This window comes from Spirulina sp. LEGE 11439, from assembly GCF_059821285.1.
This window is the reverse complement of record NZ_JCAMRX010000009.1, coordinates 66867-89522: the sequence shown is the minus strand read 5'-3', so window position 1 is coordinate 89522 and position 22656 is coordinate 66867. Positions and strand designations below refer to the sequence as shown.

The window sequence follows — 22656 nt, the reverse complement described above, 5'->3', positions numbered from 1 at the left end:
AAACCTTAATTTTTGATTTTAAGATCAACTTTCTTTCTCGTTAGTAAAGGAAAGAAATGTCCCACAGGCCCCGTTCCTGCCCCAATTTCCAGAGCGTATTGCAAAGCACGGGTTACATAGTCTTTCCCATTGCAGACGGCGGTGAATCGGTCTTGTCCCATCGCTAAATTAGCGGCGATCGCCGCCGATAAAGTGCAGCCGGTACCATGAGTATTTTTAGTATTAACAGTTTCGGTTTGTAGAACTTCCCAGTTTTGCCCATCAAACCAAACATCAACGCCTCTTAATTCTCCCAGCATTCCCCCGCCTTTAATCAACACGGTTTTTGCGCCCAATTGGTAAATTTTCTCGGCAGCGATTTTCATCGTTTCAAGGGTATCGATCTCCAAACCCGACAAAATCTGCGCCTCATAGCGGTTGGGAGTTAGGATGGTAGCTTGAGGAATCAATCGTTCTTGTAAGGTAATGATGGCGCGATCGTCGATTAATTGCGCTCCCGTGCGAGAGACCATTACCGGATCCACCACGAGAGGAAAAATCCCCCATTTTTCGACACTTTCCGCCACTGCCACAATAATTTCAGCATTTAGCAGCATTCCTGTTTTTGCACTATCGCTGCCGATATCCTTGACAATTGCCTCAATTTGTGCTGAGACTGCTTCTGGCGGAAGAGCATCCACCCGATGCACCCCAACCGTATTTTGTGCCGTAACGCAAGTTATCGCACTTGTTCCGTGAACGCAATGAAAGGAAAAGGTTCGCAAGTCAGCTTGAATTCCCGCCCCGCCGCCACTATCAGAGCCAGCGATCGTTAGTACCGTTTTCACGCTATCCATCTATTCCTGATGCCAAACTGAATAATTGATAACTGATAATTGAAATTATCTTCGCGGAAAACGACGGCGTTGAAGAAAATCGGGAATATCTAAACCCGTCCCCATTTCTTGCGGGTTGGAAGTGGGGGGAGAAGGGGGAGCGGGACGAGGTTGTGGAGTGTTAGAAGGGGGGGCGGGACGATTGGATTTTTTCACCGTTGCTGGAGGATAGAGAGAGGGAGATGCACCCGAAGCACTGCCCGAAAACCCGGTTGCGATCGCGGTAATTTTAATTTCCCCTTCCATCGTGTCATCGATCACGGCTCCAAAAATAATATTGGCATCGGGATCGACGACTTCATAAATCGTTTCGGCGGCGGTATTAACTTCGTGGAGAGTCAGATCCGAACCCCCTGTAATATTAAAGACCATGCCTTTTGCCCCTTCGATGGACGATTCCAAGAGAGGAGAGGAAATCGCCATTTGTGCGGCTTCTCGGGCGCGAGACTTGCCCGTTCCTTCGCCAATGCCCATGAGTGCCGATCCTGCATCTGCCATGACCGCCCGCACATCGGCAAAATCTACGTTCACCAGTCCGGGGATAACAATAATATCGGAAATCCCTTGTACCCCTTGACGCAAAATATCATCAGCAATAACAAAGGCTTGCTGCACGGGAATCTCTGGAGAAATAACCGAGAGGAGTTTGTTATTGGGAATAACAATCAGCGTATCCACGCAACTTTGTAAGGCAGAAATACCTTCTTCTGCTTGATTCATGCGGCGGCGACCTTCAAACGTAAAGGGACGAGTCACAATGCCGACAGTCAAACACCCCAATTCTTTGGCCGTTTCCGCAACGATGGGAGAAGCTCCAGTTCCCGTACCACCTCCCATGCCTGAAGTAATGAAAACCAGATCCGTTCCTTCGAGAGCGTTGGCAATTTCATCCCGAGACTCCTCTGCAGCTTTTTGCCCGATCGCTGGGTTTCCGCCAGCTCCGAGTCCTCTGGTTAATTTTTGACCGATTTGCAGGCGATTTTCGGCAGGGGTGAGTTCGAGAGCTTGGGCATCGGTGTTAATCGTCCAAAATTCTATCCCGCTAATCCCACTGTCAATCATGCGTTTGACGGCATTGCATCCGCCGCCACCTACGCCAATCACTTTGATTTTTGCTGCATTGCTCGGCACGATGTTATTTCTCCCTGTTGTTTCTTGAGGAAGGCTTAAGTAGTCGCTGCTGGGGGGAAGAGATGTCCCGATATTATTAAAGGGTAAGTTGCTCGCCACGGCTGAAGGAACTATGAGTGAATTGGATAGATACTGTTATCGTAAGCCATAATTTCCACAAAGCCTCGCCATTTTACGACGACTCTTGAAGAAGCATTGGGTTCGACATATTGCTGTAGAATACTAGCATAAAAGCACGTTATTGCTGCATAATCTATTCATCAAACGGACTCTCAAACGGATTTTTTGTGTTGTCTCATAAGGGATGCAGCTACAGGTATGGGATTCGGGGTGAGAGATCGAGGTCTCGCTGTTTGAATTTTACTGCCCGGATCGATTCTTTTTCCCAACGAGATTCTGCCTTCACGGCCTCCCAATCGAGGATAATAATATCGGGTTCGTATCCAGATTTGCCAGTACTGGACTTGACATTTGAATTATTAATTTATAAAAATGTCAATAATTTTCAGTAGTAAAGTCCACACAATTGAGTAACCATCACCAATGGATCTGGCTCAAAATATAGCGCAAAGTATCATAATCGTCCTTTAAGAGTAAACTTAATTCTCGTCCTGCCCTAACCAACCAAGGGCGATCGCCTTTTCTCAAGCGATAGATTTCTCGTAGAGAGGCAGAGACTAAAGCCTCAACGGGAATATTTTTCACTTGCAGAAGCGATCGCAAAAATCCCAACTCTTCACTAAAGGCAACAACTTCTTCTGGCAAACAGCGATAAACCGCTTGGTGAATTTGAGGAGGACGCGGGGGCAAATATTGAAAAATTCTGCCTCGAGTGTTGTCATTATTTCGAGCAGGGGTTTCAAAGCCCAATAATGCCACGCGAAATTCTGTTTTCAGCATGGCAAAAATTTGCGGTTGCTGTTCTCGTAATTCTTCTAAGGATAATCCTAAGGCTCTGGCACGGTGTACCGAATCGATAGGAGAAGTTTTGACGTAAGTTACAACCCCTAAAACCTTGTTTCCCGATTCTTCATCGCGAGATTTCACCCAACTCCCAAAGGGAGGCATTACGGGAAAGCTCAAATCTTCTGGCTCTAAACATTGCGCCAGAACTTCTACCGTTGTTGTTTCGATAACTTCGGCAATGCGATCGGGATGGCGATCGCTACTAGTAAATTGTGGCAGAGGAAGGCGCATAATGAGTAACGAGTAAAAAGTAACGAGTAAAGAAGCGATCGCTCATTACTCATTACCGATCGCCGATAACTACTTTTTGAGATCGACGGTTTCGAGTTCCGCTAATTGAAATGTTACCAATTTATCCCAATTCCCCCCTTCAAAAAGAACGGCAACTTTTCCATCGCTGATACGCTGAACCAAGCCTTCAAAGCGATAATAAGTATCATCGGGATTAATCACGCGAACCGTTGCACCGGGCAAAATCATAATCTTTTCCTTTTGCAATTACAGAAACTCACCTTGCAGATTAACAGAAATCGAAGCGCAAAATCTCTCCCCATTCTACAATTTCCCGATAACTGGTGACTGGTGACTGGTGACTGGTGACTGGTGACTGGTGACTGGTGACTGGTGACTGATTACCATTCCCCTCGCTTAAAATGCAATCGCGTTCGATTGTTCGCCACCGATTCTACCAAACCGATCGCGAGAAAATTTGTGAGCAGGGACGATCGCCCGTAACTCATCCACGGCAGGGGAATTCCGGTAATGGGAGCGAGGCCGATAGTCATGCTGATATTGACAAAAACTTGGAAAATAATCATTGAGAGTACCCCCACTGCCAGCAAAGAGCCAAAATTATCGTTGGCATTTTGGGCAATGATGATCAAACGCAGGCAAATCAGCCAGAAAACGATGAGTAGTACAATACAACCTGCAAATCCCAACTCTTCCCCCACTGCTGAAAAAATAAAGTCTGTATGTTGTTCTGGAATAAAATTTAACTGGGTTTGGGTGCCGTGATATAAACCTTTACCCCATCTTTCTCCCGCCCCGATCGCAATGCGGGATTGAATCAAGTGATAGCCTCCACCCAAGGGATCTTTTTCTGGCTGGAGAAATAAAATCAAGCGATCTTTTTGATAATCCTTGAGGAACTCATTCCAAAGATAACCGCTTGCCCCTCCCGCGATCGTATTGGCAAAGATGGCGATCGCCGTACCGATCCTGCGCCACGGTAGCGTCAACCACGCAATAATTCCCATTGCTCCGAGCCAACCATACCAAGCCGGACGATATACATTGAATAACACGGCGGAAGGGATACAAGATACCATTAAAATCAACCATCCGGGATTGGCATTTGCCCAATACAGCATTCCGAGGGTAATAGCTCCAAAAACAAGCGATGTTCCTAAATCCGGTTGGGCAAAAACCAACGCCCAAGGGATAACAGTAATGGCGAGGGTGCGAAGAATGGCGGGAATGCTCGTGGCTGGGCGAGCGTGGAGTAAGGCTGCCATCGTAATAATCAGCCCCAATTTGGCAAATTCTGAGGGTTGAAATTGAATCCCTAAAATGTTTAACCAACGAGTCGAACCATTGATTTCTACGCCAAAAAATTTAATTGCCAGCAAGGATAAATTCGTGAGTCCGTAAATAATCCAATGCCATTGAATGAGAAATTCATACCGCAACCGCGCGATAAATAAGGCAACAATCAACCCAAACGCGCCCAGAATCCAGTGATAGAGCCAAAACCAACGAACTGTTTCTTGTTTGACTTCTGTACTCTGAATCATTAAGCCACCAAAAGCGGTCAGACTAATGACGAGAATGAGGAGAAAAAAATCTAACTGTTGCCAGCCAGCCAGCCATGTTTTCCACTGGGGGATTTTATCGTTATAAGAACGTTGAAGCATAGAGAATCGGGAATAGAGAGTAGGGAATAGGGAGTTGGGAGTCGGGAAAGCATTTAATCTTTCATCTTCTATCCTTCTTTCGCGTTAAGTTAGGGCGGCTACGGACACTTTGGCGGCAATTTCTCCGGCAAGTTGGGTCAAGGCTTTCGCGGAAGCAGAGTTGGGTTCCCCTATGACAATAGGAATGCCGCGATCGCCGCCTTCGCGTAAGGGAATTTCTAAGGGAATACAGCCTAATAATGGAACATTTAATTCCCGTGCTGTTTTTTCGCCACCACCGGAACCAAATAAATCGTAACGGCGATCGGGTAAATCGGGAGGGATAAAATAACTCATATTCTCGACAATGCCTAAAACATTGACCCCCAATTGCTCGAACATTTTCAAGCCCCGACGGGCATCAAGTAGAGAAACTGTTTGGGGTGTGGTGACGATAACGACACCGGACATGGGAACGGCTTGAGCGAGAGTGAGTTGCGCGTCTCCGGTACCGGGGGGCATATCTACGACTAAATAATCTAATTCTCCCCAATTCACCTGATAGAGAAATTGACGAATAATCCCATTTAACATCGGTCCTCGCCAAATTACGGGCTGATCGGGATCGATGAGAAATCCCATGGAAACCAATTTAATCCCGTAGTTAAAGGCGGGTTCTAAGATATCTTGCCCTTTATCGTTGTTTTGTACCTCCACCTTTGCCGAGGTTAATCCCAACATGGTCGGGGCATTCGGTCCATAAATATCTGCATCTAATAATCCTGTTTTCGCCCCTGTTTTGGCTAAAGCGACAGCAATATTGACTGCGATCGTACTTTTTCCGACACCGCCTTTCCCACTGGAGACGGCAATAATATTTTTAATTCCCTCGACTCCTTGGCGATCGGGTAGCTCTTTTTGTTGGGGAGTTTCTGCGGTGACTTCAATCTCGACTTTTTCTACCCCAGGCAGTTCTCGAACGGCTTTTTGACAATCTTCGACAATAAACTCTCGCAAGGGGCAAGCTGGTGTCGTTAAAACTAAGGTAAAACTGACCGTTTTGCCGCTAATCTGTACGTTGCGGATCATATTGAGTTCCACCAAACTTTTCTGGAGTTCGGGGTCTTGCACCGGACGTAAAATCTCTAAAACTGACTGGGGATCGAGCATGGGTCGAAAAAGGTAATGGGAAAGCGAGAAGGCTCTAACTTCATAAATCTTATCAAGCGATCGCTCTTTCTGCCGCCCGAGCCAAGCTCGAAGCGACGCGATCCACGTAAGGGCGAATCCACCACCAGAGCAGGGGCGATAAAAATCCCCGCATGGTCACGGAATAAGAAATATAAGTGCCGCATACCGTGGACTCAAATTGATAGGTGACGCGGTTTTCAATCCCCGGCAGCGCTAAAAATCTGACGCTGAGGAATTCTCCCGGGGCGACTCGCTCGACAAAAACCCGCACGGGTATTGGTGTCAGGCGTGTCACGGCTTGATAAATCAGTCCGGGTTTAGCAATTAAACCTTTGGGGGCATTGGTGCGATCGATGAAGGGATGCCAAGAAACATCGGCAAGATTGACGAGTTTTTGCCACAAGACATCCACTGAAGCACGACATAAGACGCGATAGCGCTGATTGAGGGAAAACTTACAAAAAATTTTCCCTCGTCGGATCAGGAGTTTGAACGATAAACTCAGAATCAAATCAATCCTCCTACAGTGACGATAAGGCTAACCAGTTTGCAACAAGTCGGTTGGATAGGACGAATCGAATTCGCCATTCCTCAACCTCTCATGGGGAAAGAATCCATTTTAGGCAAATTACAGCCGATGTGGAGTCTACTAGGGACAATTCTCTCACCTCGTACTCCCAACCCGGCTCAAATAGTTATTGCGAATTGTATAGCGTTTGTTATTCATTATCACAGTTCATGAAAGAATTAAGAGTTCGATAAAAAATCTGCTATTCGAGAGAGCAAAAATCATGACTGTTGCTTCTGCTTCCAGTGTCGTTACTCCTACTCAACCTCCTGCCGATTCTCAAGCCCGCATCAGCCAATTCATGAAAGGCATACAAGATAAAATTTGTCAAGGTTTAGAAGACTTCGATGAAACGGGAAAATTTCGCGAAGATGCTTGGGAACGAGAAGAAGGGGGTGGGGGGCGATCGCGGGTCATACGGGAGGGCAGAATTTTCGAGCAAGGAGGAGTTAATTTTTCCGAAGTTTGGGGAAAACAGTTGCCCCCCTCCATTCTCAAACAGCGCCCAGAAGCGGAAGGTCACGGATTTTACGCTACGGGAACCTCAATGGTTTTGCATCCTCTCAATCCCTACATTCCCACGATTCACCTCAATTATCGCTACTTTGAAGCCGGTCCAGTGTGGTGGTTTGGCGGCGGCATCGATTTGACTCCTTATTACGGATTTGCCGAAGATGCCGCCCATTTTCACCGGACATTCAAGGAAATTTGCGATCGCCATCATCCTGACTACTATCCCACCTTTAAACCTTGGTGCGATGAATATTTCTATCTCAAGCACCGCCAAGAAACTCGAGGCATTGGCGGGATTTTCTTTGACTATCAAGATGGAACAGGCGAACTCTATCGCGGCCCCCATACCGATAAAACTGCCGCCGCTTACAGCCGTAAGGTGGGCGCACCCCCTCAACGGACTTGGGAAGACTTGTTTGCCTTCGTCCGCGACTGTGCTGAGGGTTTCCTGCCGGCTTACATCCCCATTGCTGAAAAACGGCAAACTCGAGAGTGGGGCGATCGCGAACGCAATTTCCAGCTTTACCGGCGGGGACGCTATGTCGAGTTCAACTTGGTTTACGATCGCGGCACCATTTTCGGACTGCAAACCAATGGACGCACCGAATCGATCTTGATGTCCCTTCCGCCTCTGGTTCGCTGGGAATACTGCTACAGCCCCACTCCCAACACCTCAGAAGACGAACTCTATCAAACTTTCCTCACCCCCCAAGATTGGGCAGCTTGGACTCCTCAATAAAATCCAGTTCTTGGCCGCAGGATATCGGTTTGACAGAAACTGGGGTGTTAAAATACACTCAAAAAAGCGATCGAAAACTCTATAACGAGTTTGAACAATCTGGCGATCGCTGCCATCAAAATCGAGAGAAAAAGCCAACCCAAAAATTGTTTTTTGGAATCAAGGCCTGTATCGATCGCGCTTGATGGTAAGCTAGGGAAGATTTTTCCAGAACAACCTTCTGGATAATCGCGCAGCAATCCTTCAACAAGACTGCTTTGCGGGCTAGTAGCGCAAACCAAGACACACAGCTTGAGTTTTTGAGGCGAATTGACGAGTGATTCACATCGAACAAAAAGAACACACAACCAAAGATGGGACAAAAGTAATCGTCCTAGCCCCGAGTGGTCGCTTGGACATTACCACCGCTTGGCAATTTCGCTTGAAATTGCAAGAATGTATCTCCAAACTCAGTCCTCACGTTGTCGTTAATCTGAGTCAGGTTAATTTTATTGATAGTTCGGGTTTAACATCGTTAGTTGCCGGAATGCGAGATGCTGACAAAGTAGAAGGCAGCTTTCGCATTTGCAATGTCCATCCCGAAGCAAAATTAGTCTTTGAAGTAACGATGATGGATTCAGTTTTCGAAATTTTCGAGACTGAAAAGGAAGCCTTGGAAACCGATCGCAATGGAACAACTTAACTGAAATTCTATGAGAAAATGAGAATAGCTGTTTCGTCTAGAGTTGACTTTGTGGATAACGTTCGCACGCTTTCAGATACCAAACGAAATTTTTATAGCCACCACGCTCGTCCCATTAACTCCATTTATCGGCGTGTTGTTGAGGAGATAATGGTGGAGATGCACCTTCTCTCGGTTAATGTTAATTTCCAGTACAATCCAATTTATGGATTGGGAGTTGTCACGGCATTCGATCGCTTTATGGCTGGATATCTACCAGAACGAGATAAAATCTCTATTTTTAATAGCTTGTGTCTGGCCGTCCAAGATGAGCCGCAAAAATATCGCGATGATGCTGTGGCATTGAAGGCTCTCGGCCAACGTCTATCAATGGAACAGTTGGTCGCTTGGAATACGTCATTGGTGTCTGTAGAAGGCAGTGAAAAACTCTATGACCCCTTAAAATCTATTGCTTTTGCTGCTAACTTCAAATACAGTCGCCTGTTTGCCATCGGACTGTACGCATTGCTCGAGGTTGCCGATCTCGCGATCGTTAGTGACGGAGAACGCAGAGAGAAAATTCTTGCGGAGATTGGGAGCAGCCTGCATTTACCCGTAGAAAAAATGCAGAAAGATTTAGAGATATATCAGAGTAATTTGGAAAAAATGGAGCAGGCCAAACAAGTTTTAGAAGACGTTCTCCAAACCGATCGCCAGAAGCGTCAAGAAAGACTGCTGGCCAAAACAGAAACCCCATCTGACTCCGGCGCAGAATCTTCTGAAGAAAGCGAGAATTAAGCGCAAAAAAGATGCTATACTAGAAAACGACTCGGATCGATGCGATCTCAACGCCCAAACTTTGTCAGACCGGAAGGAGCAGCAATACGGGATGCTTGTGATAGGCGTTGGCTCCGGGTCACTTTTTTGTTTTTGGGTTTGTTGTTTTTGAGCAGAGTTTCTATCTGTTTGCGATCGCTAAAATGAAACAAAATAGAGTGCGGCAATCTTTATCTTTAATGAGAATCTTATGCAAAAAGGCAAAAGAAATTTCCTTTCTTTTGCCCTTATTGGTAAAATGCAGCGCGGTTATGCGGCTGAAATTGTTGCTAAGACACCTTTAGTCAACTTATCAGGAACTTCTTGCAAGCGGTCGTATTCCCAGTGGAAAAAACCCACTCCCAAAGTCAAAGACCGTAACTCAATAATAAAGTTGTGCATCTCTGCTTGCGGTAAATACGCCGTTACCTCATCCCAATGCTGCCAACCAGAAAGGGACTCGTAACCGAGAATTTGTCCCCGCCGTCCTGACAACAATTGCAGCACCTTGGAAGTAAAATCTGCAGGAGCCGCCACCTTCACTAACAAAATCGGCTCTAATAACACCGGTTCGCATTTTTGCATTCCTTCCGTCATGGCAATACGTGCAGCTTGTTTAAAAGCCTGTTCCGAACTGTCCACAGAATGATAGGAGCCATTACTCAAATTGACCGACACATCGACCACGGGAAATCCTAACGGTCCGCGATCGAGATAATCTCGCACCCCGGTTTCCACCCCCGGAATGTATTGTTTGGGAACGACACCGCCGACAATGGTATCGCTAAACTGGAAACCTTTTCCTCGCTGTAAGGGTTCGATCTCTAAAAAGACATCCCCAAAGGCACCGTGACCGCCACTTTGGTGTTTATAGCGTCCGTGAGAAGTTGTGTTTTTGCGAATGGTTTCCTTGTAGGGAATGCGCGGTAAATGCGTCGTCATGGGGAGATTGTACTTGCGGCGCAAGCGGTCTAGGGAAACTTGCAAATGAATTTCCCCCTGACCCCAGAGAATAATCTCGCGTGTATCTCCGTGCTGTTCCCAATGCAGAGATGGATCTTCCTCCAGCAATTTTGTTAAGGCACTACTGAGCTTGACTTCATCTTTGCGTCGTTCGGGAGTAATGGCTAGGGCGTAAACGGGTTCTAATTTGTCGGCGGTGGGTAAAGTGTGCGGATTTTCACCATTGCTGAGAGTGTCTCCGGTTTGGATACCTTCCATGCGAGCGATCGCCACAATTTCCCCGACGGTTGCTTCATTGATCGATTCGGTGCTGCTACCCATTAGGCGATAGAGTCCCCCCACGCGCACGCCGTTGAGAACCATGCCATCGGTTAACTTACCTTGCCAAACCCGCGCGAGGGAAAGTTTGCCACCTTGAGGAGTGTAATAGGTTTTCAGGACTTGAGCCAACGGATTGCCATCGGCAATGGGTTCGAGTCCTCGCCGTTGCGCCGTAATCCCCGGATCGGGGGCTTCTTTCACCAAAGCATCGAGAAGGGGACGCACGCCATAATCTCGTTCGGCAATACCAAGGAAAACAGGAACAATCAGATCCGCACTTAAGTCCTTTTTCAAGTCTTGGAGAATTTCAGCTTGAGGGGGATCGATTTCTTCAAGGAGTTCTTCTAAAAGATGGTCGTCAAAGTCTGCAAGGGTTTCCAGCATTTCCTCTCGTGCCGCTTTTTCTTCTTCTTGCAGATGTTCGGGAAGGGGGACGGGATCGGCAGGACTGCCGGAATGATAGTGATAGGCCTGCTCGCTCACTAAGTCGATGTAGCCGACAAGTTCTTCTTGCTGGCGAATGGGATATTGTTGAGGAATCAGAGGACGACTGGAGACAACTTTGAGGGCGTGGAGAATATCCATAAAGCTGTCTTTGGAGCGATCGAGCTTGTTGACGAAAACGAGGTGCGGGATTTCCCAATCATCGAGAAATTTGAATAATGGTGCTAAAGTGAGAACTTTGTCAACAATGGCTTCACAGACGACGATCGCGGCTCCGGCTCCGACGAGGGCATTATAGGTTTCTTGGCTAAATTCGATCGATCCCGGACAGTCAAGAAAAGTGAAGTTAATGTCTTGATAATCGCCTCCTGCGGTAGAGACTTCAACGCTCATTGCGCGATCGCGGGCTTCAGGAGAACTATCTCCAACGGTATTGCTTTCTTTGATGCTTCCCTTGCGTGCAACCGCGCCCATCACCGAGAGGAGGCTTTCGAGAAGAGTGGTTTTACCGCACGAGTAAGGTCCGACAATGGCAACATTACGGGCGCGGTCTAAGATACGGTTCATAAAATAAACCCCTATATAACACGAATGGTTCTTCCGACTGACACGATCGGTAATTCGGGGGCGATCTAGTAGAGAGTCATTTGAGATTCCGGTTCCCATCTCGACCGGACAAAAGGTGGCCTATCGCAATATTCGGCTTCGTGCCAATCGTTATTTTCTTGAATCTATTCAAGAGCCTATCGCGTTTAAGGAGTGGTTCAGGCAGAATTGCAATGTCTTGTAAGAAAAGAGGTTTACAAGATTAAGTAAGGTTAAATTTTGTTATGGGTTGTCGGGTGTTTGTGATTTGTTGTTAGCGATCGCAATGAAAATCCCTCGGGCGATCGCCTGAGGGAACTGGCTTTTCTGAAACGCTCGGCGGCTCTATACTTTACGAATTACCCATAAAGTCAGGTTAGACCGTATATAAAGAATTGTCTGTAGAGTCGGTAAGGAAACTAGGATCGCCGGAAACGACTATACAGTTATATCCAAATTAAGACGATTCATCTCAGCAAAATATTATTTGCAGACTGCATTTCCCATACCGCGATCGTCTTTATCGCGAATGCCACATCCATATCCAGAACCATCCATCGAGCCACCATCAGCAAGACGAGCAATATCCCAAGCATGGAGAACGTCATAACAAATTGTTTTCTCATTGGCTCGTGCTTCGCTCACACTAACAAGAGATGTCCCCCTCGGGCAAGTTTCACCTTGAGTCCCGCGTATAAAGTTGAGTGCAATATTACTAGAATCATCTGTAGATTTAGAATTATCCAACAGAGACACATCATCCATCAGAGGAACCAAAAGATGGATATCCTCGCAGTAATTGTGAAAGGTGAAAAAATCTTCAGGTGTCGTGGATTTACTGTAAGGATCTTCCATCACGAATGTTTTATTAACAAAATCATTGGGGTTCTTGAAGAAGTTTTGGCATTGCTTGATGCTGTCAATCGGTCCGTTACACTCTTCTAGAAAGTAAGGATCGTCTTTTGCTGTGGGGTAACGCTCTAATGTAGAAAAGCAATACTCTACAAAGCCCGAATCGTCGTATATTTTTACGAAATTCTCTAAAATACCGCCGCATTCATTCATGAAACCGGGATCGTCCTTGGCTTCGGGGTAGTGCTCGATCGTGTAGTTGCAATACTCTACGAGGTAGGGATCGACCTCTGCGGAAGAGGCTTGCACATTAAAATTTGCAGCAGCCAAAATGGCTAAAACCACAGCCATTAGAAGAGTCATTAATCGTTTCATAATCTTTTCCACATTTGAGTTAAGAAACATTTTGAGCAGAAAAATTACTTTTTCTTACTTACTAAAATCCACTCTAACTTTTCATCTAACACATCTAATGAAATTTAGAATGTTTTTATACTCTCCTGAAAATGCTATTGATTTTGTGAAACAGTACCTATCAATAAAAAGCAAAGACAAGACTTACTTCAAATCCAAGAGACCTTTTTCTTTCAGCTTAGGATTAAAGCGCATTGCCATATCTGTATTGCGAGTTTGTTTGAGTTTCTCTTTAAGTTCGGCTTCTACTCGTCTGGCGACAGTTTTCAGGAGCTTGATTTTTTCTTTGTCTTCGCTTTTGGTATAAGTTTCCTGCTCTTCTTCGGTCATGGCAACTTTAGCATCAATGGGATCGTTCCACGCCGATCGCTCCAGACCATTTCCGGCGGGAATCTCGCCATTTTCTTCAATCCATGCGGCTTGAATATCTTCTAAAATCTTCCGGCTGGGACGTTCTATGGTTTGATATTTGACCCAGTAGCAGGATTCGGGCTTGCGAATTAAATGTTGTTTTAAACCCAGATAAATATCGCGGGAGTAGGCGATCGCTTGAAGATTTTGTTCGCGATCGAAGACTGCATACACGCCGATCTTTTTCTGCAACTCTTCAGAAATCTGGTTGTGTTCGTCCAAATAGGGAAAATATTCTAAACTCGCCAAGGTGGGAATATCGGTCTGAGAGGTCATAATAGCTCTAATTTTATTCGTCTCGCTATCATACCCGAGGAAGAGAATAACCTTGCAACTTGCTGGCAACAATATTTAATATTTTGTCGCTGGAAATAGAAATGGGAGCTCGAATTGAGAGAAATCTTAGCGCGTTCCTGAAGGCATTGTGGCTGCTGGAAATCCACGATTTGGGGGCGCGTACTCGACTTCTTGAGTATTGTCGGAACTGTCAAACGAGGTCTGTCCCCCGTAATGCTTAGCGTGGAGCAGTTGTGTAATGAGCAAGAATGCGACTACCCCGGTAAATGCAAAGAGTAATGTTTTCATCTCGAACCCTGTAAAACTCGTTATCTTTACTATCGGACAGGTTCGAGAAAATTTCCGCGATCGCAACCCGGGCAATTCGTGATGTTTACCGAAACAAAAGGTGACAGTTTCGGGCGATTTGGGTGATGCTGGAGTAGAAAGTCGCGTGACGCTTCTTCTCTAGTAACGCGATCGCGATCGCAATAAAGGTCTAAGCCTTTAAATTCCTTTGTCTGTTGATCCAAACAGGAATCCCTTGATTAATTTTGTTTAAACGTAGAATGGGTAGGAGCGCATAATCGTTTCGGTATTTCCACTAGATCCAGAATATAAAGAAATGGGAAAAAATTTTGCGATCGCGTCCCCTTCTCCCATGTGACCTTTTTCGGTAGCGATCGTGATGTAGTGCAGATAACAATGCGATCTGGCTCACAAATAAATAACTCGTTACTCTAAAGTAACGAGTTAAAACGAAAAGAGGGTTACTGTTTTCCGCACCCGATCGCCTTGATTAACTGACTTTTAAACCTTCCTCAACGACTCCTTGATGGGTCGTTTTAACCCACTTCAATCGTTTGCGGCGCACGGACATCCGGGCAGTAGTAGCGGGCATGACAAAAAACCAGTGAGCGAGGTAAATCGTACCGAGAAGCGATCGCCAGCCCAAAACTAACACGTCTTTGAGATTAAATTGCTCTGGGGGATGAGCGCGATACAAACCGATAAACGTGCAAACGGTGGAAAAAGCCAGCGCACAAGTGGATAAAATCCCTAAAATGGGGAAATGATGTCGCGCTACCACCATCGCAAAATCCGCGATCGCCGCTGTCGGTAATAGATAGTGAATGACAACAAAGGTGAGCAAATCCCACGTTTTCGTAAAACCCATGCGGTTGCGAGCAATTAAGCGCCAATAGTCGAGATAGCGCTGATAGCCTCCTTCTGCCCAACGACTGCGCTGATGCCAGAGAGAAGCGGCATCTGTGACTCCTTCTTCATTGACGGCAGGAGTGAGACAACAACCAATATCCCAGCGATCCAAGTGCAGGCGAATGGTTAAATCGAGGTCATCGGTGATGGTTTGCTCGTTCCAACCGCCGCAACTGGACAACGCCTTACGCCGGACAAACTGACCGTTTCCTCGCAATTCTCCCATACCGCCGATGGCAATGCGTTTCTGTTGAAAATAGCAATCTAAGGCCATTTCTGCCATTTGTCCTTTTGTCCAGAAATTCTCATCAGCATTGGCGATCGCTTTGCGGACTTGCACGGCTCCCATATTGTCATCGTCAAACATGGGGACAACCCGACGCAATAAATCTGGGTTGACTGTCGCATCGGCATCAAAAACGGCGATAATTTCGCCTTGGGTTTGAGGGAGAACTTGATTCAACGCACCAGATTTGCCGCCACCTGCCCCCACCGGACGATGTATGACAGTGAGTTGGGGGTATTGAGGGGCAAGAGCATCTAAAATTTCTGGGGTGCGATCGTCACTGGCATCGTCAATGACCCAAACTTCATAGCGATCGCGAGGATAATCCAAATTACAGAGTATTTTTACGAGGCGATGAATGACCGCTTCTTCATTTTTCGCCGCCACCAATAGAGAAACGAGGGGTGCATCCGCAAGCCGATCGCCTCCTAACATTTGGGGCATGGGATCGGGTTTCGCCACCATCAGGCGGAGAAAATAAACCACTAAAATTCCCGTGACGCTCATCACCAACCCAAAACCCCAAGAGACGAGATGGAGGGTGACAACAATTCCCCAAACCGAGATCAACAGAAAAGCGGCTTTACTTCTGCGTCCTTCCGTCCCTTGGAAAAAATCACTTCTAAATTCTTCTTCCTCATCTTCTGGATCTTCCCATTCCGAGAGTAAAGAACTCAAGGGATCTAGTTCGGGTTCATTTTCAGTATTGGACCAAGGATGTTCTGGCATAGTCACGATCGCTCCGCTAGGGTAGATTGCATAAAGGCAAAAAATAGATTCGTTACGCTATTGGTGTCTCATTGTATCGAAAATTGTTAAAATTCTTAGCGAAATTTGAAGGGAGCGATCGCTTTTCGCTTAATCTTTCTGGCTAAAATAGCGAAAAATGCTCGATTTCCCTTAGAATACGGAGGATTTCGTCATTAACAAACCTTTAATTTAATTTACTAATTTTAACAGAATGCTCGATATTGATTGGCTCGTGGCGATCGCAACGGGATTATTAACGATTCTCTGGGTAGAACTGGTCAGAGATACTTATCACGTCCTCGCTCATCATTGGCAACCGTTATATCGCTTACACGTTTGGCATCATCGGGTTTTTCGTCCGGATCTATCCGCGGCCAGTGAAACAATTTATCGACAGGCGCATTGGTATAACGATGTACCCGAATCTTTGGTCATGCTGGCCATGAGTGGGTTGCCTATTCTTGCTTTCTATGGTAGTCATTTTTCCCATGCTTGGCTGACGGGGTTGGGGTCGCTTTATACTTTGACCTTTTTACTCGGGGCGATCGCTCGGGGAAGCGGTTTGGCTTATGCAGATGAGTTAACGGATCTCACCCACCGACCCGGCGCATTTGCCAGTTTACCCTCGCGTTGGCTCGTTAATCGTCCCTACCACTGGCGACACCATTTTGACAATCAACAGGCTTATTATTGCGGCACTCTCACATTAGTAGATAAGGTTATGGGAACAGCACTGTCCCTGAAAGGAAAAACGATCGCAGTCACAGGAGCTTCGGGAACTTTAGGGCGATCGCTGCTCGGGAAACTCCAACAAAAAGGCGCAAAGGTTATCGCCTTAACTTCCACAACGAAAGAGATTATTTTAGCTGGAGAGAGCGAGCCTATTCCTTCTCTGGTTTGGCAAGTGGGAGAAGAAACAGAACTGTTAGAAGCATTACAAAAGGTCGATATTCTCATTCTCAATCACGGGATTAACGTACATGGAGCAAGGGATAAAGAAGCGATCGCAAAATCCTATGAAGTGAATGCGTTTTCCAGTTGGCGACTTCTCGAACTCTTTTTAACCACCGTCCGCACCAACAAGGAAATTGCCACCAAAGAAGTTTGGGTGAATACCTCTGAAGCAGAAGTAAATCCCGCCTTTAGCCCCCTCTACGAACTCAGCAAGCGCACCTTGGGAGATTTAGTCACCCTGCGCCGTTTGGATTCTCCTTGTATTATTCGCAAGCTGATTTTGGGACCCTTTAAAAGCAATCTCAACCCCATCGGCATCATGTCGGCCAATTGGGTCGCCGGTCAAATTGTCAATTTAGCAACCCGAGATATCCGTAATATTATCGTCACGGTCAATCCCATTACTTACATTGCCTTTCCAGTGAAGGAATTCTGCGTTTCCACCTACCTCCGCTTATTCTCTCGAGGGAAACTTCTCAATCAATCCCATGATCGAACGTCTAACTGAGATATTTAAAACATCCCTGTTTGAACTCGGCGGGCAATCCATATCGTTACTCTGGATGGCTCAACTATTGGGTGCATTGCTCATGGTTAGCATTGCTACTCGATTTATCAAAAATTTACTGAGCGGGATCACGATCTTGATCGAGCGGAAACTTCGCGTCGGAGACTTTATCGAATTTGATGGCGTTGAAGGCTATATCGAAGAAATTTCCATTCGCTCTACGATAATTCGCAGGTTAGGGGGATCTGATGTGGTGATTCCCAACTCGAAAATTGCCGAAGAGCGCATTGCTAACTGGAGCTATCGCAACTTTGAAGGCCGGATTGAAATCGAAGTCGGTGTTGCCTATGGTAGCGATCCCGTTCTCGTCACCGAAACCTTGCTCGAAGCCGCCTACTCTCTCAAAGAAATTCTCTCGACTCCGCGGCCGGAAGTGGTTTTTGTGGGCTTTGGGGATAGTGCGCTTAACTTTGAGTTGTGGGCTTGGACAGAGCGCATCGATCGCCGTCCCAAGATTAAAAGTAATTTAACCTTCACCGTCGAATATTATCTGCGCCGGAATCAGATTGACATTCCTTTTCCTCAATTGGATCTGTGGATGCGATCGCCGGCTGAAAATATCGAGAAGTTGCGATCGACCTCATCCACTCTGTCCCAAGAAAGCCAAGAATCGCGATCGCAACCCATTCACCTGCGTGCCTCTCTAGCGCAGATTTCCTATTTTGAACATTTTAACGAATTACAAATGAGAAGTTTGATCGAGATAGGGTATCGCAAGCAGTTTGAGAAATCTGAGATATTGATAAAACAAGGTGATGTCGTGAGGGAATTTTGTATCATTCTCTCTGGTGCAGTGGGTGCATTTCACGAAAGCGACCCTCGAGAGAAGCCCGCATTTACTTTTGAGACGGGGATGTATTTTGGCGAGCTTCCGTTAATGCTCGGGATTCCTTCTCCCGGAACTCTCCAGGCAATGTCCCATACAATTCTATTTGTTATTGATGCGACAGGCTTTGAAAAACTGTTGCAAGATTATCCGGTACTGGCAGAAGATATTACTCGAGAGCTAGCCAGTCGCAAGGATATCTTGGAAAATATTTATAACCTAGACTTAAGTGGATTTGCAAAAGAAACCGCACAAAACCCCATTGAATGGATTCAACAACGATTCAAGAAGCTATTTAATCCCGGGTAATGTTCCCAACCCACTGCCGGAGAGAAAAAAAGAGTTAATCTCACTTATTCCCGAACCGACTTTTGTTTTAAATTTTCGGGTACTGGGGACGGTGAACAACCGATCGCAAGAATAATTAATTATTATATAATGAGCAGTTACTTCTTAAGATTTGGCTGATGTTAAAGACCTTAGATTTAGGGCATTCTCTCGATAAAGCAACCTATAAAACTCAAATTGAAGAGTTAATGCGCCAGTTGCGATCGCTCCAACAAGCCTGCTGGGAAAAGAAATTAACGGTTGTAGTGGTCTTGGAAGGTTGGGCGGCGGCGGGAAAGGGCGGATTATTAAAGAAAATGGTCAATTACATGGATCCGCGCGGATTCTCGGTATACCCTACTTTACCGCCAACCCCAGAAGAGCAACAATATCCGTTTTTATGGCGATTTTGGCGACAACTTCCTCCTCATGGCAGTATCGGAATTTTTTATCACAGTTGGTATATTCACTTACTTGAGGATCGACTGTTTCATCGCGTGGAAGAAGCCAAAATCCCGCAAGCTATGGCCACGATTAACGCCTTTGAACGACAATTAAGCGATGATGGAGTAGCGATCGCAAAATTCTTTCTCCATCTCGGTCACAAGGAATTAAAAAAGCGTCTGCAAAAGGCTTCTGAGGACGATCTGACGGCGTGGCGAGTGCGTCCGGAGGATTGGCAGCAGGAGGATCGTTATAAGGAGTATCGCGCCTTAGCGGAGGAAATGCTGCTACATACCAGCACGGGAGTTGCACCGTGGATTTTAGTCGAGTCTAATTGTAAGTATTGGGCGAGAATTAAGGTTCTTTCTCAATTGGTCGCCGTCCTGAGAGAAGCCTTGGATCGCACAGCGATCGCACAACCGGAAACATTCGCTCAACCTCAAGAAAAACTCCTCCCGACGGAACCGGATTATCTCGCAAAAGTAGATTTAAGCCTTAGTTTAGATCGGAATGCTTATAAAAAACGCTTGCGAAAGGCACAAATTAAATTACAAAAGTTACAAGTCCAACTTTATCAGCAGAAAATCCCCGTCGTCTTGCTTTTTGAAGGCTGGGATGCGGCAGGCAAAGGTGGGGCAATTAAACGCCTAACCGATAGTTTAGACCCTCGTAGCTACAAAGTGAATGCTTATGCGGCTCCCACAGATGAAGAGAATAAATATCACTATCTCTGGCGATTTTGGCGCAGGTTGCCAGAAGCGGGCAAATTTGGCATCTTCGATCGCAGTTGGTACGGTCGCGTTATGGTAGAACGAGTGGAAGGGTTTGCGACGGAAAGAGAATGGCGACGCGCCTATCGCGAGATCAATGAATTTGAACTACAACTGATTACCGATGGTTGCGTCGTGGTGAAATTTTGGCTGCATCTCTCCCAAGCGGAACAATTACGGCGTTTTGAGGAACGAAAAGAGAATCTTTTTAAAGAATACAAGCTCACGGAAGAAGATTGGCGCAACCGGGAAAAATGGAATTTATACGAAGTTGCTGTCAATCACGCGATCGCACGCACCAGTACCCCCGCCGCCCCTTGGACGATCGTACCCGGAGATAATAAATATTACGCTCGGGTTTTCGTGCTGGAAACGGTTATTCATGCGATCGAAGCCAAACTTAAATCAGTGAATAGTTAGCAGTTAGCAGTGAATAGCGATCGGGTGTATGGTAGTAATACACCCATTTTTTTGAGAAATTGGGGCGTTACTACTAATCGATAACTATCTTTATTTTTCTCCTTATAAAAATGATTGAAGTTCTTTCTATTATTTTACTTTCGATTCTGATTTTATTATTCTTTTATTTTCTGATTGCAAAAATCATTCCCAAACAAGCTTTAACTATTACAGGAGGTGCGTTTTTTGTTAGCATTATTTTAATTTCGTATCTTAAACCGAGTTTATCTCCAGTTTCTGCATTTTGGTCTATCCTTTCTTTTCCTTTAAAACCTCTGGGCTTTTCTCTTCTCTTCTTTTTACTAGCAGTCAATAAAGTGGATTTTAAAAAAGGAGATGCGATTAAAAAACCGGGTCATATTTTTTTAACGATTGGTCTTATTATACTTTTAGTATCGAGTAACCCTTATTTTGCTTATCAAATTGCTTACGCTGTTGAGAATTATACCATCGAAACACAAGAAGATCTCCGAGATATCTGCGTCGAAAATTGTTTGGCAACCGATTCTCCAACGCAACAACGAGTAGGCGCGATCGTATTATTAGGTAAAGATACAACCGAACCTTATATTCCTTATAGAACTCAAATTCAATTTAAGCGAACGGGAAATCGAATTCTTTATACCACTCAACTTTATTATCAACAAAGAAATTTAAACAATTTTCCGATAATTATTATTTGTGCGAGTCCGAGAAGTGATTTGGCTGGAAAACCCGAACAAATAAATGAAGCGAAAGATATTGCCGGAATTTTACGACGATTTGGAGTTCCGGAGAGTCAAATTCTTCAAGAAACTCGAGGCTTAAATTTACGTATGAATGCGGTAGAAGTTGAGAAAATCTTAGGGCGAGAAGGTCTTTTAAGCCAGCCTGTTTTTCTGATTACATCGGGCATAAAAATGCGCCGGGCAATTCAAACTTTCAGAAAAGAAAAAATCCGCGTTATTCCGACACCAACAGATTTTTATACCTTCCAAAAAGACTCTACACCCAAAAGACGCATTACCGTGCAAGATATACTTCCTTCTGTTGAAGCATTGGGAATTACAACTGATATTGTTGATGAATATCTGGCCAGTATTTACTATTTGTTGCGAGGTTGGCTTTATCGAGCATAATTTAGTCGTGATTGTCAATAAAATTCGCGATCGCGACTTTGACAAAATCTCCATCCCCATAAATTCGAGAATAGCGAGTTTTTCCTTTTTCGATAAATTCTTTTGCAGTATGAATGAGTTTAGCAATTTCTTCTGGGCTACCATCATCGATCGCTTCACTGATGTGCTGTCCGGTAAAGCGATTTTTAGTTTCGCTTTGGGGGAGTAAATTGCGCGGATCGCGGAAAGTTTCCCCCGGTTTGGCAACATACCATTCATTCAAATCGAACTGCAAGCGTAGATAGCGTTTTGAATTATATCCTCCCATTAACTGCTGACAAATGGTACTATCTATTTCTTGCGGAGCCGCCATAAAAATATCCCCAATATGACTCGCCCATTTCATCGTTTTCCAACTTTTAACGGTTTTATACGTAAAAGGTTGAACGGTATTTCCCGTACCAATAGAAAGGACAGCAATTTTATCTAAAGTCAAATCTTTTAAATTTCGTTCTACTTTAATTTCCTCAGAAATTATTTCTTGTTGGCTCAATAACAAGGCTTCGCTAATCATCGATAAAGTGGGATTATTTGCTCCTACTCCTCCATCAATATGCGGGAATTTCCAATCGCCAAATTTTTCGGTATTTTCTGGGACTAATTCATAAGGGGGAAAAACAGTCGGTGCCGAGGCAGAAGCAACGCAAATTTTCCACAGTGGCGTATCATCATACCAGCGATCGCCGAGTTGGGGATGGAAGTTAGTAAATTGAGTGGTATTGCGATAAAATGTATCGTAGGCGAGAATATGCAGAATTGGTTTATTAATGGCTTTAATCGGAGTATTCTTTAACTGTTCTTGTAATACATTTTCTAAGCCTTCGTGACTGTATTTGGGAGAAAAAAACAATCCAGCGATCGGTCTTAATGTTCCGGGAAAATTCTCCGTCCATGGTTTTGGAAAAATGCGATCGCCATTGTCTCTATACAGATCGATTAATTCTCGAGCATTTTTTCCTTTCGCCAACCCGGCTGCTAAAATCGATCCTGTAGAAGTTCCCGCGATCGCATCGAAATACTCGTGAAGTTTGAGCTTTCTCTTTTCCCAAAGATCGATCTCTACTTGTTGTAAAATCCGGGCAGAAATCACCCCGCGCATTCCACCCCCATCTAAACTCAAAATTTTGAAGGTCATTGCTTTTCCTCCTGCTTGCCTGTTTCTCAATCATGTTAGCAATATTGTCACGTTAAAGGCGATCGCCTTGTCAATAGTATAATAATTCTTATAAATTCTCAAGGAGAAAGCAATGTCTTTTGAATCTTACAAAAATATAGC

21 protein-coding genes, 1 other RNA gene and 1 pseudogene are annotated in these 22656 nt (G+C 45.3%); 9 read left to right on the top strand and 14 right to left on the bottom strand.

Going from position 1 to position 22656, the window contains the following annotated elements:
• Positions 1-5: 5 nt before the first annotated feature.
• The 8 genes and pseudogenes from thiD to AC6RV6_RS08930 all read right to left on the bottom strand — a co-directional run bounded on the left by thiD (position 6) and on the right by AC6RV6_RS08930 (position 6569).
• Positions 6-836, bottom strand: coding sequence for a bifunctional hydroxymethylpyrimidine kinase/phosphomethylpyrimidine kinase (gene thiD / locus AC6RV6_RS08965; RefSeq protein WP_500240497.1), 831 nt, complete (start codon positions 834-836; stop codon positions 6-8).
• 45 nt (positions 837-881) lie between these two features.
• Complete coding sequence (gene ftsZ, locus AC6RV6_RS08960) at positions 882-2120, bottom strand: cell division protein FtsZ (protein ID WP_500240568.1); 1239 nt, start codon at positions 2118-2120, stop codon at positions 882-884.
• 256 nt (positions 2121-2376) lie between these two features.
• Positions 2377-2481 (bottom strand): annotated as a pseudogene (locus tag AC6RV6_RS08955) (Uma2 family endonuclease); the annotation flags it as partial.
• 62 nt (positions 2482-2543) lie between these two features.
• Positions 2544-3203 (bottom strand): HAS-barrel domain-containing protein, encoded by a 660-nt coding sequence (locus AC6RV6_RS08950; RefSeq protein WP_500240496.1) that lies wholly within the window; start codon positions 3201-3203, stop codon positions 2544-2546.
• A gap of 69 nt (positions 3204-3272) precedes the next feature.
• A complete protein-coding gene (locus AC6RV6_RS08945) occupies positions 3273-3452 on the bottom strand; it encodes an NAD(P)H dehydrogenase subunit NdhS (protein ID WP_500240495.1) in 180 nt (59 codons plus the stop codon).
• Between the two features lie 152 nt (positions 3453-3604).
• On the bottom strand, positions 3605-4888 hold the full coding sequence (rodA, locus tag AC6RV6_RS08940) for a rod shape-determining protein RodA (RefSeq protein WP_500240494.1): 1284 nt from the start codon (positions 4886-4888) through the stop codon (positions 3605-3607).
• An 84-nt stretch (positions 4889-4972) separates the two neighbouring features.
• On the bottom strand, positions 4973-6037 hold the full coding sequence (locus AC6RV6_RS08935; RefSeq protein WP_500240493.1) for an Mrp/NBP35 family ATP-binding protein: 1065 nt from the start codon (positions 6035-6037) through the stop codon (positions 4973-4975).
• A 52-nt stretch (positions 6038-6089) separates the two neighbouring features.
• On the bottom strand, positions 6090-6569 hold the full coding sequence (locus AC6RV6_RS08930) for an SRPBCC family protein (protein WP_500240492.1): 480 nt from the start codon (positions 6567-6569) through the stop codon (positions 6090-6092).
• Positions 6570-6849: 280 nt separating this feature from the next.
• Between AC6RV6_RS08930 and hemF the strand changes: the two genes are divergently transcribed.
• From hemF to ffs, 5 genes are all read left to right on the top strand, one after another.
• Entirely contained in the window at positions 6850-7878 is a 1029-nt protein-coding gene (hemF, locus tag AC6RV6_RS08925; protein WP_500240491.1) for an oxygen-dependent coproporphyrinogen oxidase, read from the top strand.
• The gene (locus AC6RV6_RS08920; protein ID WP_500240490.1) at positions 7863-8063 is read left to right on the top strand and encodes a hypothetical protein; all 201 of its coding nucleotides are present in this window, start codon (positions 7863-7865) and stop codon (positions 8061-8063) included. The genes hemF and AC6RV6_RS08920 overlap by 16 nt, the downstream gene beginning before the upstream one ends.
• A gap of 131 nt (positions 8064-8194) precedes the next feature.
• Positions 8195-8560, top strand: a complete 366-nt coding sequence (locus tag AC6RV6_RS08915) for an STAS domain-containing protein (RefSeq protein ID WP_500240489.1) — start codon at positions 8195-8197, stop codon at positions 8558-8560.
• Positions 8561-8578: 18 nt separating this feature from the next.
• On the top strand, positions 8579-9337 hold the full coding sequence (gene psb29, locus AC6RV6_RS08910; protein ID WP_500240488.1) for a photosystem II biogenesis protein Psp29: 759 nt from the start codon (positions 8579-8581) through the stop codon (positions 9335-9337).
• Positions 9338-9365: 28 nt separating this feature from the next.
• Positions 9366-9460: signal recognition particle sRNA small type (ffs, locus tag AC6RV6_RS08905), an RNA gene on the top strand.
• Between the two features lie 165 nt (positions 9461-9625).
• On the opposite strand, the gene AC6RV6_RS08900 is transcribed toward ffs, so the two are convergent.
• The 5 genes from AC6RV6_RS08900 to AC6RV6_RS08880 form a co-directional block, all read right to left on the bottom strand.
• Positions 9626-11650 (bottom strand): elongation factor G, encoded by a 2025-nt coding sequence (locus AC6RV6_RS08900; RefSeq protein ID WP_500240487.1) that lies wholly within the window; start codon positions 11648-11650, stop codon positions 9626-9628.
• Positions 11651-12151: 501 nt separating this feature from the next.
• Complete coding sequence (locus tag AC6RV6_RS08895) at positions 12152-12895, bottom strand: hypothetical protein (RefSeq protein WP_500240486.1); 744 nt, start codon at positions 12893-12895, stop codon at positions 12152-12154.
• A 183-nt stretch (positions 12896-13078) separates the two neighbouring features.
• Positions 13079-13621 carry a GIY-YIG nuclease family protein gene (locus AC6RV6_RS08890; RefSeq protein ID WP_500240485.1) on the bottom strand — a complete coding sequence of 181 codons (543 nt, stop codon included), beginning with the start codon at positions 13619-13621 and terminating at the stop codon, positions 13079-13081.
• Positions 13622-13959: 338 nt separating this feature from the next.
• A complete protein-coding gene (locus tag AC6RV6_RS08885) occupies positions 13960-14154 on the bottom strand; it encodes a hypothetical protein (RefSeq protein ID WP_500240484.1) in 195 nt (64 codons plus the stop codon).
• Between the two features lie 266 nt (positions 14155-14420).
• Complete coding sequence (locus AC6RV6_RS08880; protein ID WP_500240483.1) at positions 14421-15854, bottom strand: glycosyltransferase family 2 protein; 1434 nt, start codon at positions 15852-15854, stop codon at positions 14421-14423.
• 232 nt (positions 15855-16086) lie between these two features.
• Between AC6RV6_RS08880 and AC6RV6_RS08875 the strand changes: the two genes are divergently transcribed.
• From AC6RV6_RS08875 to AC6RV6_RS08860, 4 genes are all read left to right on the top strand, one after another.
• Positions 16087-17337, top strand: a complete 1251-nt coding sequence (locus AC6RV6_RS08875; RefSeq protein WP_500240482.1) for a bifunctional sterol desaturase/short chain dehydrogenase — start codon at positions 16087-16089, stop codon at positions 17335-17337.
• Positions 17318-18532, top strand: a complete 1215-nt coding sequence (locus AC6RV6_RS08870; protein ID WP_500240481.1) for a mechanosensitive ion channel domain-containing protein — start codon at positions 17318-17320, stop codon at positions 18530-18532. The genes AC6RV6_RS08875 and AC6RV6_RS08870 overlap by 20 nt, the downstream gene beginning before the upstream one ends.
• Positions 18533-18690: 158 nt before the next feature.
• Complete coding sequence (gene pap / locus AC6RV6_RS08865) at positions 18691-20184, top strand: polyphosphate:AMP phosphotransferase (RefSeq protein WP_500240480.1); 1494 nt, start codon at positions 18691-18693, stop codon at positions 20182-20184.
• Positions 20185-20294: 110 nt separating this feature from the next.
• On the top strand, positions 20295-21341 hold the full coding sequence (locus AC6RV6_RS08860) for a YdcF family protein (RefSeq protein WP_500240479.1): 1047 nt from the start codon (positions 20295-20297) through the stop codon (positions 21339-21341).
• A 1-nt stretch (position 21342) separates the two neighbouring features.
• On the opposite strand, the gene AC6RV6_RS08855 is transcribed toward AC6RV6_RS08860, so the two are convergent.
• A complete protein-coding gene (locus AC6RV6_RS08855) occupies positions 21343-22515 on the bottom strand; it encodes a patatin-like phospholipase family protein (protein WP_500240478.1) in 1173 nt (390 codons plus the stop codon).
• Between the last annotated feature and the right edge of the window lie 141 nt (positions 22516-22656).

What these genes read in the sequence shown, in the direction of transcription:
- AC6RV6_RS08855 (WP_500240478.1), bottom strand. Translation starts at nt 22,515, where the DNA reads ATGACCTTCAAAATTTTGAGTTTAGATGGGGGTGGAATGCGCGGGGTG.
- pap (WP_500240480.1), top strand. Translation starts at nt 18,691, where the DNA reads ATGTTAAAGACCTTAGATTTAGGGCATTCTCTCGATAAAGCAACCTAT.
- AC6RV6_RS08880 (WP_500240483.1), bottom strand. Translation starts at nt 15,854, where the DNA reads ATGCCAGAACATCCTTGGTCCAATACTGAAAATGAACCCGAACTAGAT.
- AC6RV6_RS08870 (WP_500240481.1), top strand. Translation starts at nt 17,318, where the DNA reads ATGATCGAACGTCTAACTGAGATATTTAAAACATCCCTGTTTGAACTC.
- AC6RV6_RS08875 (WP_500240482.1), top strand. Translation starts at nt 16,087, where the DNA reads ATGCTCGATATTGATTGGCTCGTGGCGATCGCAACGGGATTATTAACG.
- psb29 (WP_500240488.1), top strand. Translation starts at nt 8,579, where the DNA reads ATGAGAATAGCTGTTTCGTCTAGAGTTGACTTTGTGGATAACGTTCGC.
- hemF (WP_500240491.1), top strand. Translation starts at nt 6,850, where the DNA reads ATGACTGTTGCTTCTGCTTCCAGTGTCGTTACTCCTACTCAACCTCCT.
- thiD (WP_500240497.1), bottom strand. Translation starts at nt 836, where the DNA reads ATGGATAGCGTGAAAACGGTACTAACGATCGCTGGCTCTGATAGTGGC.
- AC6RV6_RS08860 (WP_500240479.1), top strand. Translation starts at nt 20,295, where the DNA reads ATGATTGAAGTTCTTTCTATTATTTTACTTTCGATTCTGATTTTATTA.
- AC6RV6_RS08900 (WP_500240487.1), bottom strand. Translation starts at nt 11,650, where the DNA reads ATGAACCGTATCTTAGACCGCGCCCGTAATGTTGCCATTGTCGGACCT.
- rodA (WP_500240494.1), bottom strand. Translation starts at nt 4,888, where the DNA reads ATGCTTCAACGTTCTTATAACGATAAAATCCCCCAGTGGAAAACATGG.
- AC6RV6_RS08890 (WP_500240485.1), bottom strand. Translation starts at nt 13,621, where the DNA reads ATGACCTCTCAGACCGATATTCCCACCTTGGCGAGTTTAGAATATTTT.
- AC6RV6_RS08935 (WP_500240493.1), bottom strand. Translation starts at nt 6,037, where the DNA reads ATGCTCGATCCCCAGTCAGTTTTAGAGATTTTACGTCCGGTGCAAGAC.
- AC6RV6_RS08895 (WP_500240486.1), bottom strand. Translation starts at nt 12,895, where the DNA reads ATGAAACGATTAATGACTCTTCTAATGGCTGTGGTTTTAGCCATTTTG.
- AC6RV6_RS08950 (WP_500240496.1), bottom strand. Translation starts at nt 3,203, where the DNA reads ATGCGCCTTCCTCTGCCACAATTTACTAGTAGCGATCGCCATCCCGAT.
- AC6RV6_RS08945 (WP_500240495.1), bottom strand. Translation starts at nt 3,452, where the DNA reads ATGATTTTGCCCGGTGCAACGGTTCGCGTGATTAATCCCGATGATACT.